Genomic DNA, 12,990 nt, shown 5'->3' with positions numbered 1-12,990 from the left:
AACCCGGATCGACAGTGGCGCCACGGGCGGTGGCCGATCTCGCGGCACCGCATGGACCGCGAAAGCTGCCTGGTCACAGCGTGATAGGTGGCCCGACGCTCGATTCGCCTACGCTACCGGTCGTTTGACCCGGACCCGTCGCCGGCAGACGCAATCGCTGTCGGGTGTGGTGTCAGCCGTTCTCGGTGACGGTGGTGTCGGGGTGGCGGCGGCTGGTGTCCGGCTTGACGAAGTGCCCGGTGATCGCCGAGCGGTCGCGCCGGTTGTCACCATCGTGCGGCTCATCCTCACCGAGAGTGGTCTTCGGGTTCTCCGCTGCGGTCTCCTCGCTCACGTACTCGCCGGTCTCGGCGGAGCGATAGCTCTCCTCGGCCATGAAGTCCTCCTCGAACAGTTCGGTCGAACTCTGGGGTTGTGTCCCAGTACTTCACCGAATAGCACCACCACGCCGCGGGAAACGTGTCCACCAGCACCGCTTTCGGCTCGTTCGGCGCGGGTCGAGGTCGGGCGGTCGACCCGCGCGGCTCGGAGCGGCCTCACCAGTCCGGGGCCGCCGCTTGGTCGGCGGAGGCGCGGTGATGTCGCCGAGGAGCCCGTTGAGCCGGGTGAAAGTGCTGATACGGCTCCCGTATAGCCCCCGCCGATCCGGGGGATACCGCCGTGGAGCCGGCCGCACAGTGCCGTCGCGGCCGGCACCGAGACCGTGAGCGGCCAGGCCGCCGACTCGGCAGCGTCACGTAGCCACGGCGAGTGCGGTGTCCCCGTCACCGAGAAGCAGCACTGGCTCGGCGCAGGACGCAGCAGTAGCTGTGTGTTTCCCCACCGCCGCGCTCGCGGGCGGAGCGGCTTTTCGGCGCCGATTGCCGACACCATGATTCCCCGAAGCCTTCGACGAATGCTGAGCGACGGGTCCGCTGATGATACTTTCAGAGGTGCAGCCGCCGGTGCATCCGTGTTCAACAGCCAGCACAGCGCCGTTGGTCGGCGACCCGCCGTGCGCGGGGTCGCGTCCTATACGGGTGGGGCAGAACGAGGATGAGCATGACGGATACGGCGGCATCTGTCCGCACCGCGTCGGAGCAGGCTGTCATGGCCGCGGACCAGGTCGAGTTGCGCCAGTTGCTGGCCGGGCTGACAGCCGTGCGCGACGGCGATTTCGGTACCCGGCTACCGACGGACGCCGACGGGTTGCTCGGCGAGATCGCGACGGTGTTCAACGGCATGGTGGACCAGCTGTCGCTGTTCACCTCGGAGGTCACCCGTGTCGCGCGTGAGGTCGGCACGGACGGGCGGCTGGGTGGTCAAGCCGAGGTGCCGGGCGTGTCCGGTACCTGGAAGGACCTCACCGACTCGGTGAACGCGATGGCGGGCAACCTGACCAGTCAGGTGCGTGACATCGCCCAGGTCGCGACGGCCGTGGCACGGGGCGACTTGTCCCAGAAGATCGACGTGGACGCGCGCGGTGAGATCCTGGAGCTGAAGAACACCGTCAACACGATGGTGGACCAGCTGTCCGCGTTCGCGGACGAGGTCACCCGCGTCGCGCGCGAAGTCGGTTCCGAGGGCAGGCTCGGCGGTCAGGCGGAGGTGCCCGGCGTCGGTGGCGTGTGGCGAGACCTCACCGCCTCGGTGAATTTCATGGCGGGCAACCTGACCGATCAGGTCCGCAATATCGCCCAGGTCACGACCGCGGTGGCGCGGGGGGACTTGAGCCAGAAAATCACGGTGAGCGCCCGCGGCGAAATCTTGGAACTGAAGAACACCATCAACACGATGGTCGATCAGCTCTCGTCCTTCGCCGACGAGGTCACGCGGGTATCACGCGAGGTCGGCACCGAGGGCATCCTGGGTGGCCAAGCGGACGTCAAGGGCGTCTCCGGCACGTGGCGCGATCTCACCGACTCGGTGAACTTCATGGCAGGCAACCTCACCGCGCAAGTACGTTCGATCGCCCAGGTGGCCACCGCGGTGGCGCAGGGCGATCTGTCGCAGAAGATCAGGGTGGACGCCCGCGGCGAGATCCTGGAGCTGAAGAACACCATCAACACGATGGTCGATCAGCTGTCCGCCTTCGCCGACGAGGTCACCCGCGTCGCCCGCGAAGTCGGCACCGAAGGCAGACTGGGCGGCCAGGCGGACGTCAAGGGCGTTTCCGGCACCTGGAAGGACCTCACCGAGTCGGTCAACGTCATGGCCGACAATCTGACCGCGCAGGTGCGCTCGATCGCTCAGGTGACCACCGCGGTGGCCCGTGGCGATCTCAGCCAGAAGATCAGGGTGGACGCCCGCGGCGAGATCCTGGAGCTCAAGGAGACCATCAACACGATGGTCGATCAGCTGTCCGCCTTCGCCGACGAGGTCACCCGCGTCGCCCGCGAAGTCGGCACCGAAGGCAACCTCGGCGGCCAAGCGACCGTGCGGGGCGTGTCGGGCACCTGGAAGGACCTGACCGACAACGTCAATGTCATGGCCTCGAATCTGACCGGCCAGGTGCGCTCGATCGCTCAGGTCGCCACGGCGGTCGCACGCGGTGATCTGAGTCAGAAGATCACGGTGGAGGCGAAGGGCGAAGTCGCGGCACTCGCCGGTGTGATCAACACGATGGTCGACACGCTGTCCGCGTTCGCCGACGAGGTCACCCGGGTCGCCCGCGAAGTGGGCACCGAGGGCATGCTCGGCGGGCAGGCCCGCGTCCCGAACGTGGCGGGCACCTGGAAGGACCTGACCGACAACGTCAACTCCATGGCGAACAACCTGACCAACCAGGTCCGCAACATCGCCCAGGTCACCACCGCGGTCGCGCAGGGTGACCTGACCCGCAAGATCGACGTGGACGCCCGCGGCGAGATCCTCGAATTGAAGACCACGATCAACACGATGGTCGATCAGCTGTCCGCGTTCGCGGCCGAGGTGACCCGCGTCGCCCGCGAGGTGGGGTCGGAGGGCAGGCTGGGCGGACAGGCCGAGGTCGAAGGCGTCTCGGGCACCTGGAAACGGCTGACCGAGAACGTCAACGAGCTGGCGGGCAACCTCACCCGTCAGGTCCGCGCGATCGCCGCGGTGACCAGCGCCGTGGCCGAGGGTGACCTGACCCGCTCCATCACCGTGGAGGCTTCCGGCGAGGTCGCGGAGCTGAAAGACAACATCAACGCGATGGTGGAGTCGCTGCGCGAGACCACCAAGGCCAATCAAGATCAGGACTGGCTGAAGACCAACCTGGCCCGTATCTCCGGTCTCATGCAGGGCCAGCGAGACCTGCACGTGGTGGCCGGGCTGATCATGGACGAGCTGGCGCCGTTGGTTTCCGCGCAGTTCGGCGCGTTCTACCTGGCCGACGACAGCGAGGAGCGACCGGAGCTGCGGCTGATCAGCTCCTACGGCAGCCCGGAGGAGCCCGGCAGCCCGCCGCGCTTCGCCTTCGGCCAATCCCTGGTGGGCCAAGCGGCACGCAGCCGTCGCACGATCGCCGTGGAGAACGTGCCCGGCGACTACGTCACCATCTCCTCCGGCCTGGGACAGACCGCGCCGGTCCATCTGCTCATGCTGCCGATCGTGGTGGAGGACCAGGTCCTCGGCGTGATCGAACTGGCCACCCTGCACCGCTTCACCCGCATCCACCGGGACTTCCTCGACCAGCTGATGGAGACGGTGGGCGTCAACGTCAACACGATCATCGCCAACGCCCGCACCGACGAGCTGCTGGTCGAATCCCAGCGCCTGACCACCGAACTGCAAGCCCGTTCGGAGGAGTTGCAGGTACAGCAGGAAGAGCTGCAACGTTCCAACGCCGAGCTGGGCGACAAGGCGGCGCTGCTGGCCATGCAGAACCGCGACATCGAAGCCAAGAATCTGCAGATCGAGCAGGCTCGGCAGGAACTGGAGACACGCGCCCGGGAACTCGCGCTCGCCTCGAAGTACAAGTCGGAATTCCTGGCCAACATGAGCCACGAGCTGCGCACGCCGCTGAACAGTCTGCTGATCCTCGCGCAGCTGCTGGCGCAGAACCCGAGCCGCAATCTCACCCCCAAGCAGGTCGAGTACGCGGGCATCATCCATTCGGCGGGTTCGGATCTGCTGCAGTTGATCAACGACATCCTCGACCTGTCCAAGGTGGAGGCGGGCAAGATGGACCTCACGCCGGAGCGCGTGTCGTTGCGTCAGCTGCTGGACTACGTCGAGGCCACCTTCCGGCCGATGACCACCCAGAAGAGTCTCCGCTTCCATGTCACGACCGCGCCCGGCCTGCCCTCGGACCTGCTCACCGACGACTCGCGGCTACGGCAGGTGCTGCGGAACCTGCTGTCCAACGCCGTCAAATTCACCGAGACCGGTTCGGTGCAGCTGCGGATCGAACCGGCGGAGGCGAACGAGCTGCCCGCAGCCGTGCGCCAGCACGGCGCGGCCGTCGCGTTCCGGGTGATCGACACCGGGATCGGCATCGCCGAACACCAGCTGGAGTCGATCTTCGGCGCCTTCCAGCAGGCCGACGGCACGACCAGCCGCAAGTACGGTGGCACCGGTCTGGGCCTGTCGATCAGCCGGGAGATCGCCTACCTGCTCGGTGGCGCCATCGCCGCGGAGAGCGCGCCCGGCCAAGGCAGCACGTTCACCCTGTATCTCCCGGTCGCCCGCCCGGACTTCCAGGAGGCGCCGCCCCGCGAACGAGAGGAAGCGCAGCGGCCCGACAGCCGCCCCGAGCACACTGCCGCTCCCTCCGCGCCCCCACAGCACCGCAGACTGCTGGTCGTGGAGGAACGCCCGCAAGGTCTGCTGTCGCTGGTCGCGCAGAGCGCCGTCGCCGAACTCGCGGACAGCAACGATCCCCGGGGGCCGGTCCAGGTCGTCACCGCCGTCGGGGTGGAAGAAGCCGCGGCGGCGATGGCCGCCGAAGCGTTCCACTGCGTGGTGCTCGAACTGGACATGCCCGACGGTGCCGCGCTGCGGTTCCTGGAGACGATGAACGGGGACGCCGCGTTGAGCAGCGTCCCGGTGCTCGTCCACAACCGCAGGCTCGATGCCGAGCAAGAACGCCTGCTGCACCATCGCACCACGCGTCAGCCGCTCGAATTGCTGTCCAGCCTGGACGATCTGCGGGAACGGATCGCGCTGCACGTCACCGCCGAGGCGCCCGGCGACATGCTGCCCCTGGTACGTCGAGAAGACGCGCCGACCGCGGCGCCGCAGCGGCCGGACGGCAAGCTCGCCGGCCGCACCGTGCTCATCATCGACGACGACGCCCGCAACCTCTTCGCACTGAGCAGCATCCTCGAACTGCACGGCATGAGCGTTCTGCACGCGGAGGACGGTCGCGAGGGCATCGACAAGCTCCTCGCTCATCCCGAGACGGACCTGGTCCTGATGGACGTGATGATGCCCGAGATGGACGGCTACACGGCGACGGCGACGATTCGCGAGATGCCGCAGTACGAGAGCCTGCCGATCATCGCCGTCACGGCCAAGGCGATGCTGGGCGACCGCGAGAAAAGCCTCGCGTCGGGGGCCAACGACTATGTCACCAAACCGGTCGACGCGGACGCCTTGATCGCATGCATCCAGCACTGGCTGGGTGCCTGATGGCCGAGTTGGACAATCCCGACGCCCAGACCGATACGACAGCGAGCGCCCACCCGGCGACGGGGCCCGCCGTCCACCGCCTCGCCGCCACCGTGGAGCGGTTGCGCGCGCAGATCCAGCAGGCCCAGGCCACCGCCGACGGGCGCGCGCTGATCGAGATGGCCAAGGGCGTGCTGGTGGAACGGCTGCACTGCGGGCCCGCGCAGGCGGCGCGGCAGCTCGACGCTCTCGCCGAGCAAGCGGGCATCACACCGCTGGAGCTGGCCGCCGAGCTGGTCGACCAAGCGGCCCAGGACGAGGTCAGCGCGGTCGTCGGAGAGTTCTTGCTGCGCACCGCCACCCGGGAGGAGCCATCGGCGGCCGTGCGGTTGCGCACCGCCGAAAGCGGGCTGCTCGCGGCCGGCGACACGCACCGGGTGGCGGAATCGGTGCTGGAGCACGCCGTGACGCCGCTGGGCGCCACCGCAGTGGCGATCTGGTCGGCAGGCGCCGACGCGTCGCTGACCCTGGCGGGTTTCGCCGGCATCAGCCCGCAAGAGGCGCAGCGATGGCGGTACGTGCCGCCGGGGGTGGCGACCCCGGCCCGGCAGGCCCTGGTGGAACGCAACGCGGTGTGGATCGGCGACCTCGGCCGGTCCGGGCTCCCGTCGATCGGCGACCGCGACGGCGGCCGTGCGGCGATTCCGGCAGGTGCGGGAGGCAAGCTGCTCGGCGTGCTGGAGGTGTGCTGGCCGCAGCCGCTGGCGCCGCAGCCGCCCCCGGTGCACCGGCAGTTCGAGGCGTTGGCCGAGCTGTGCGCGCATACGCTGGAGTCGGACTCGGCCGCGGTGCGGACATCGGACCGGCCCGACGTCGCGGATCTGGTGCGGCTCGCGGACGGCCTTTTCGACCCAGCGCTCGTGCTGCTGCCCCACCTCGACGACAGTGGCGCGCTCGTCGACTTCTTTATCCACTACGTCAACAGTTGCTTCGTCGACCCGGCCGGCCGCCCCCGCGGCCTGGTCAACGGTGCGCTGCTCCTCGAGGCATACCCGATGGCCGCGAGCGACGGCCAGTTGTTCGAGCGGATCGAGCACGTGTTCGCCACCGGCGAGACCTATCGCGCCGACCGCGTGTTACTGACCGAACTGGTCGACCAGGTGCCGCTGACCGTCTCGGCCGCGCTCAGCATCAGCCGCCATGGCGACACCGTGCTGGTGGTGTGGCGGGTCGAGGACGAGACGGCGCGATTGGCGGCGCTGCTGCAGCACGCCCAGCGTCTGGGCCGCGTCGGCGGATTCGAGGAGAATGCGGCCACCGGCGAGATCACCTGGAGCAACCAGCTTTTCGCCCTGTACGGGCTGGCGCCGACCGCGGATCCGATCCCGCTTTCACAACTGCCCGCGTACGTCCACGACGACGACGTGAATGCGGTGCGGCGGTTCCTGCGTACCCTGCTGCGCTACCGCCGCTCGGCCTCCACGGCCTTCCGCCTGATCCGGCCGGACGGCGTGACCCGGCATATCCGGATCGTCGCCGAACCGGTCCTCGAGGCGGAGCACCTGGCCGCCATCCGCGGCGCCTATCAGGACATCTCCGCGCAGCACTGGACCGAGGTCGCGTTGTCCGCGACGCGCGACCGGCTGGCGCACACCGAGCAGCACGCCGCCGAACAGAGCCAGCTGGCGCGGCAACTCCAGCAGGCGATCATGCCGGACGCGCAGCCGTCCATCGAGGCATTCGGGCTGCGCATCGCGGTGCGCTACCGGCCTGCCGAGCAGGATTACACGGTCGGCGGAGACTGGTACGACGCGATCGTGCTGCCTACCAAGCAGATCCTGGTGTCGGTCGGGGACATCACCGGCCACGGCATCAAGGCCGCCACCGGCATGGTCGTGCTCCGCAACGCCCTGCGCGGCCTCGCCGCCACGGGCGCGGGCCCGGGGCAGATGCTGACCTGGCTGAACCAGGTGGCCCACCACCTGACCGACAACATCTTCGCCACCGCCATCTGCGGGCTCTACGATCCGCACACCCGGGTGCTGCGCTGGGCCCGGGCGGGCCACTTGCCGCCGGTGCTGGTGCGCGCGGGCCGGGCCGCCAGCCTGCCCATGCTCAAAGGAATGCTGCTCGGCGCCGTGGCGGAGACGACCTTCGAAGAAGCGGAACTGCAACTCGAAACCGACGACACCCTTCTGCTCTACACCGACGGGCTCATCGAGCGCCGGGATCGGCTTCTGGACGAGTGCATAGACCGGTTGCTCACGACGTCGGCACAACTCACGGGCAGCCTGGACGACCGTCTGGACGACCTGCTCGACGGCAGCGATGCCGACACCGACGACGACACGTGCGTGGTGGGCATTCAAGTGGGAGCGAGTCAGGACGCGCCGGGCAAGCGATAACGCGGTCGGTGTCCTGGATCTCGCCGCTCAGGAGAACGTCCCCGGCACGACGGCATCCTCGGGTCCGAGTGGCCGCCGCAGCCGCCACCGTTCGGTCAGCGTGCTCGCCGACATCCGCCATGCACCGTCCTCGACGATGTACTCGTCGTCGTACTCTCCCGTCATCAGGGTTTCGGTGCGGTCGAGCAGGTTCACCTGGCGGAACTTCAGCGTCCACCGCCCGAGCGCGGTGGACGGCGACGTCAGCGTGATGCCGGGATGGAATCCGTGGTGCATGTCGAAGACGACGAATTGTCCGTCTGCCTGATGTCGTGCCACCCGCCCGAAGATCTTCGCCATCGGCTCGGCATCGTCGTAGCGGCCGAGCGGGCCGTAGTCGATCCGCGCGCCGGAGCGGATGAAGCACGCGCGAAATCCGTCGACGTCTTTGGCGTCGCACGCACGGAAGTACCGATATTTCAGCTGTTTGATCGCTTCGATCCGGTCGAGATCGTCGAGTCGTCCTGCCAGAGCGTCGAAGGCCGTCATCTGCCCACGATACGAGCGCTGATTCGAACTCACCGATCCGAATTGCCGCGGATCATTCCCGCCGAGCGGATTCGGCGGCTCGGACCGCTTCTTTGTCCGCGTCGTCGAGCTTGCGGGTATCGCGCGGGACGGCAAAGGGCTGCAGTTCTTCCGGAAGCCCCTGGGCGATGGCTCTGCCGTGGTCGAGTTCGGCGTTGATCTCGGCGCCGAGCATCAGCGCGATATTGGTCAGCCACAGCCACACCAGGAAGATCACCACCCCGGCGAGCGAGCCGTAGGTCTTGTCGTAGGAGGAGAAGTTGGCGATGTAGACCGAGAACAGTACCGAGATGACCACCCAGATGAAGACGGCGATCACCCCGCCCGGGCTGATCCACTTGATGCCGCCTTGGCGGGCGTTCGGGCTGGCCCAGAACAGGATGGCCAGCAGCACCGACACCAGCACGAACAGCACCGGCCATTTGGCGATGTTCCAGATGGTCACCGTGGTGGCGCCCAAGCCGAGGAGGTCGCCGAGCTGTCGGGCGACCGGCCCGCTCGCCACCACGATGGCGGCGCTGACGACGAGCAGGATCACCGCGACGATCGTGACGCCGAGCCGGATGGGTGTGGTCTTCCAGATCGGCCTGCCCTCGCCGATGCCGTAGACGACATTGGAGGCGCGCATGAAGGCCGCCACGTACCCCGAGGCGGACCAGAGCGCGACGGCGAGGCCGAGGAGCGCGCCCCAGCCTGCGCCCTGTTTGTTGGCCTGTGCCTGGTCGACGAGGGTGCGCACGAAATCCGCGCTGGACCCGGGCGCGATCCGCTGGGCTTGGTCGACGAGCTCGTCGGCGGCGTTCGGGCCGAGCAGGCCGAGCAGGGCGACCAGGACGATCAGGCCGGGCACGATCGACAACACCGCGTAATAGGTGAGGGCGGCGGCCAGATCGGTGAGATTGTCGCGCTGGAACTCTTTGCCCGCACGCTTGACCACCGCGAGCAGGGAGGATTTCGACAGGTCGGCCGGGCTGTCCGGCTCATCGGAGTCCAGATCCGGCCGGGCTCCGGTGTCGGTCGGACCGACCGGCGGCCCGGCGTGCTCACGCGTATTCGCCGAGTCGGCTCCCTGGTCCTCGTGCCGTTTTCCTTCATCGTGCTCTGTCGTCATGGGCTTGCCTCGCTCACACGTCCGTTTCGGTCTCACGCCGGGCGCCGCGACTCCCGCGTCGAACGAGTGGTGCCCGAAGCGGCGGTGCTGAAACTGCTCGACCCGGCTTTCGAGCACGGGTTCGACGCACGGTGTAATCGCGAAGCTGGCGCGTCCTCGTCGCGCGCGAGCGTGCCGTCGCGGTTTCGCAGCTGCTGTTGCGGCCGCTCGACGCGACGAGGTTGACGCAATATCCGTCGGCGTGCACGACCGAGCCGGTAGCGGGTACGGCCTGCAACGGATTACTTCCGCGTGGTCCGGTGACGGCGGCGCTGATCGTGCGGGCCTGCCCCTACAAGTAGGGGTGCCCGACGTGGTAACCACTGGTGCGGTGGGGGCGATGAGCCGGGTGGAGTTCGTCGAGAGCGGAGGCCTGCGTGGGTCCGAGTATGAGAAGCCTTGCGGTGACGATTATTACGGTGGCCACGTCGGTGCTGGGGGTGGGTGCTCCGGCGCAGGCCGCGCCGGACGGACTGAGGCATTGCGCGGTCAGCAATGGACGGGCACCTGAAACGGCGACACCGGAGGAGGTCGGACTGGATTCGGCGGCGCTGCGCCGAGCGGTGACGCTCGCGGCGGATTCGACGCGCACGACGCTGCAGATATTCCGGAACAATTGCCTGATCGCGACCGGCCCGAACAACGCGCGGGCCGGCGGTGTGCCGTGGAATCTGTGGAGCAGTACCAAGAGTGTGGTCTCGATGGTGGCCGGGATCGCGGTGGACGAGCAACGGCTGTGGCTCGACGACCCGATCGGCGCCTATCTGCCGCCCGAACTGGGTGATGCCGGACATCGCGCGATCACGGTGCGGAATCTGCTCACCGAATCCAGCGGCATGCAGGTGGCGGTGGCCTCCGAGGGCATCACGGGGTTGGCGCAAATCGACCCGAATGTGGTCGCGCAGGCGTTGGCCATGCCGATCGATCAACCGCAGGGCACCGCGTGGCGCTACAGTCAGCGCGCTGTCGATCTGCTCGTGTACGTCATCCAGCGTGCGGTCGGTGAGGACTTCCAGGCATACGCGCAGCGAAAGTTGTTCGACCCCCTGGGCATTCCGCCGACGGACTACTTCTGGGGACGCGACCGCAGCGGAAACACCTACGGCTACGCGCATCTGCTCCTGCCACCGGACGATTTCGCCAAGCTCGGCCTGCTGCTCACCAACCGCGGCCGATGGGGCGGTCATCGAATCATTTCGGCCGATTATCTCGAGCAGGCCGGCCGGCCCACTCCGACGAATCCGTGCTACGGCTTCCTGTTCGTCGTGAACGGGCCGGACTGCGCCAACTACTTCCCCGGCCTGCCGCCGGATGCGATGCAGATGTCGGGAATGATGCGCCAGGACAACTTCGTCGTGCCGAGCCTCGGATTGATGGTCAGCTGGACCGGCGTCACGGTCCCGGGGAGTGCGTTGAGTTTCCCGCACGACGTTCTGGGTGCGGTCGGCACCGCCTTCCGGGAACCCCGCCTACCCGCCGCGGCGCCCTACGAACAGCAATCGGATGTCCAACTGTCCGATCCGATGATCTCGAACCCGGACGCCACCCTCGCCGCCCTCGGTATCGGCCCGATGGCCTACCCGGGCTGCAACCCGCTGTCCTGCCTGGGCAAGCCCATGTCCGCGCCGTTCGCTGATTGGCCACCGGGCTGCTTCATCCTCGGCTGCGTCGGCCCCCACCCGGCGACCCCCGGGATCCGGTAGCAGCACAAGTCGATCGTTGCGGTCGCGAGGTCGAGGCCGAGTGCACGCGGTGCGTCTTCCGCGAATCGGTTTTTCCGGCAAGGTGTTTCGTAGCCGATTGTTAGCATACGAGTGGATGCCGGACCACTGCGTCGGCGGCGGACAGGGGCGAGAATGGAAGTGGAGAACGTGCACCACTCCTACGGCAGGCGGTCGGTGCTGCGTGGCATCGACATCGTGTTGCCCGCAGGGACGCTGGTGGGCATCGTGGGTGAGAACGGGACGGGAAAGTCGACGTTGCTGAAGGTCCTCTCCGGAGAGCTGCGGCCGGACCGGGGAACGATCCGGCACCGCGGGCGGTTCGGTTACTGCCCGCAGCACGTTGTCCTGAACGACGCCTTCACGGTTCGCCAGCACCTGGACTTCTTCGCCGCGGCTTATGCCGTTCCGGACCTACGGCTGGCCCAGGAGACCATGGAGATCCTCCGGTTCGCCGAGTACACCGGTGAGCGGGTCGCGACGCTGAGCGGCGGAACGCGGCAGAAGCTCAACCTGACGTTGGCGGTGATGCACGACCCGCAGGTGCTGCTGCTCGACGAACCGTACCAGGGTTTCGACTGGGAGACGTATCTGCGTTTCTGGGATCTGGTCACGGCATTCCGCGACACCGGCCGGACGGTTCTGGTCGTTTCGCATCTGGCGCACGACACCGACAAGCTGGATCAGGTGTGGCGGTTGCACGACGGGGTTCTCCGAGACAGTCGAGAGAAGACCGGATGAGCAACGGTGTTCGGCTGTTCCTGATCGCCACCCGTTATGGCCTCGTCGAGCACGCGCGTAACCGGTTCGCCATGCTGCTGGTGGCCGCCTTCGTCCCCCTGTTGATCACCCTGGTCCGCGTGGCTGTCACCGACATCGAGGTACCGTTCCGACTCCGGGACACGGGTCTCGTTCTGCGCGCCGACGGCAATGAGCTCGCGCAGATCAGCGGTGCTCTGATGGCGGTCTCACTGATCGTCGGGTTCATGATGTTCGCGGCGACTTTCGGCAGCGGAGCATTCGACCGGCGACTGTCACTGGCCGGGTATCCCCGGGCAGCGCTGGGTCTGGCGAAAATCGCCTGTCTGGTGGTGGCGTCCGTGGTGGTCTGCGCGTACGCCACCGCGATCATCTGCTGCTACTGGTCGCCTCGGCAACCTGTCCTGCTCGCTGCGGCGCTTTTCGGCGCGGCGATGACCTACGGAGCATTGGGTGTCGCTCTCGGTGCGCTGCTGCGCCGCGAGGTGGAGGGCATGTTCGCCATCGCGATGATCAGTTGCTTCGACATGGCCGTGCAGAATCCCATCGCGAGCATAGGAGCAGACAGCGATCTGGTGCGCTGGCTGCCCTCCTACGGGGCGATGCAGGCTTCGACCGCGGCCGGTTTCTCCGATGCCACGCCGTTCGCTGGCTTCGCCGTGCAACTGACCTGGTTCGTCGCGAGCGCCCTTGTCGGACTGGTCGCTTTCCATCTGCGAACCCGCTCGTCTCTTCGGCCCGTGATGTGGATCCGTATCCCCGGACCTCGTATCCGCCGACCTCGTATCCCAGGATCGGGGAAGTCCGGACAGTCGGCGAAGCCCTGAGGTGTGTC

At 67.7% G+C, this 12,990-nt stretch carries 8 protein-coding genes; 5 read left to right on the top strand and 3 right to left on the bottom strand.

Annotated features, from left to right (window positions below; all coding sequences use genetic code 11):
• Positions 1-172: 172 nt before the first annotated feature.
• Positions 173-376: a hypothetical protein gene (locus tag GVY64_RS32340; protein ID WP_159849763.1), complete on the bottom strand. Its 204-nt coding sequence runs from the start codon at positions 374-376 to the stop codon at positions 173-175.
• Positions 377-1,041: 665 nt separating this feature from the next.
• On the opposite strand from GVY64_RS32340, the gene GVY64_RS32335 reads away from it, so the two are divergent.
• The gene (locus tag GVY64_RS32335) at positions 1,042-5,574 is read left to right on the top strand and encodes a HAMP domain-containing protein (RefSeq protein WP_201298256.1); all 4,533 of its coding nucleotides are present in this window, start codon (positions 1,042-1,044) and stop codon (positions 5,572-5,574) included.
• On the top strand, positions 5,574-7,958 hold the full coding sequence (locus tag GVY64_RS32330; protein WP_201298255.1) for a SpoIIE family protein phosphatase: 2,385 nt from the start codon (positions 5,574-5,576) through the stop codon (positions 7,956-7,958). Before GVY64_RS32335 ends, GVY64_RS32330 begins: the two co-directional genes overlap by 1 nt.
• Before the next feature lie 27 nt (positions 7,959-7,985).
• Here GVY64_RS32330 and GVY64_RS32325 read toward each other — a convergent pair whose 3' ends face one another.
• Together GVY64_RS32325 and GVY64_RS32320 are read right to left on the bottom strand one after the other, a co-directional pair.
• Positions 7,986-8,486: a nuclear transport factor 2 family protein gene (locus GVY64_RS32325; RefSeq protein WP_159849759.1), complete on the bottom strand. Its 501-nt coding sequence runs from the start codon at positions 8,484-8,486 to the stop codon at positions 7,986-7,988.
• A gap of 52 nt (positions 8,487-8,538) precedes the next feature.
• A complete protein-coding gene (locus GVY64_RS32320) occupies positions 8,539-9,636 on the bottom strand; it encodes a YihY/virulence factor BrkB family protein (RefSeq protein ID WP_159849757.1) in 1,098 nt (365 codons plus the stop codon).
• 443 nt (positions 9,637-10,079) lie between these two features.
• Here GVY64_RS32320 and GVY64_RS32315 point away from each other — a divergent pair, with 443 nt between their 5' ends.
• The 3 genes from GVY64_RS32315 (at position 10,080) to GVY64_RS32305 (ending at position 12,982) form a co-directional block, all read left to right on the top strand.
• A complete protein-coding gene (locus tag GVY64_RS32315) occupies positions 10,080-11,378 on the top strand; it encodes a serine hydrolase domain-containing protein (protein ID WP_236567427.1) in 1,299 nt (432 codons plus the stop codon).
• A gap of 153 nt (positions 11,379-11,531) precedes the next feature.
• Complete coding sequence (locus GVY64_RS32310; RefSeq protein ID WP_159849736.1) at positions 11,532-12,137, top strand: ABC transporter ATP-binding protein; 606 nt, start codon at positions 11,532-11,534, stop codon at positions 12,135-12,137.
• Positions 12,134-12,982, top strand: a complete 849-nt coding sequence (locus GVY64_RS32305; protein ID WP_159849734.1) for an ABC transporter permease — start codon at positions 12,134-12,136, stop codon at positions 12,980-12,982. Before GVY64_RS32310 ends, GVY64_RS32305 begins: the two co-directional genes overlap by 4 nt.
• The last annotated feature ends 8 nt before the right edge of the window (positions 12,983-12,990 follow it).

Origin of the sequence: Nocardia sp. CY41, from assembly GCF_009829325.1 — a bacterium.
Lineage (GTDB): Bacteria > Actinomycetota > Actinomycetes > Mycobacteriales > Mycobacteriaceae > Nocardia.
This window is presented reverse-complemented; position numbering and strand designations above follow the sequence as displayed.

Bases quoted from the DNA above. Each gene is read 5' to 3' on its own strand.
- GVY64_RS32340 (WP_159849763.1), bottom strand. From the start codon at position 376: ATGGCCGAGGAGAGCTATCGCTCCGCCGAGACCGGCGAGTACGTGAGC.
- GVY64_RS32335 (WP_201298256.1), top strand. From the start codon at position 1,042: ATGACGGATACGGCGGCATCTGTCCGCACCGCGTCGGAGCAGGCTGTC.
- GVY64_RS32330 (WP_201298255.1), top strand. From the start codon at position 5,574: ATGGCCGAGTTGGACAATCCCGACGCCCAGACCGATACGACAGCGAGC.
- GVY64_RS32325 (WP_159849759.1), bottom strand. From the start codon at position 8,486: ATGACGGCCTTCGACGCTCTGGCAGGACGACTCGACGATCTCGACCGG.
- GVY64_RS32320 (WP_159849757.1), bottom strand. From the start codon at position 9,636: ATGACGACAGAGCACGATGAAGGAAAACGGCACGAGGACCAGGGAGCC.
- GVY64_RS32310 (WP_159849736.1), top strand. From the start codon at position 11,532: ATGGAAGTGGAGAACGTGCACCACTCCTACGGCAGGCGGTCGGTGCTG.
- GVY64_RS32305 (WP_159849734.1), top strand. From the start codon at position 12,134: ATGAGCAACGGTGTTCGGCTGTTCCTGATCGCCACCCGTTATGGCCTC.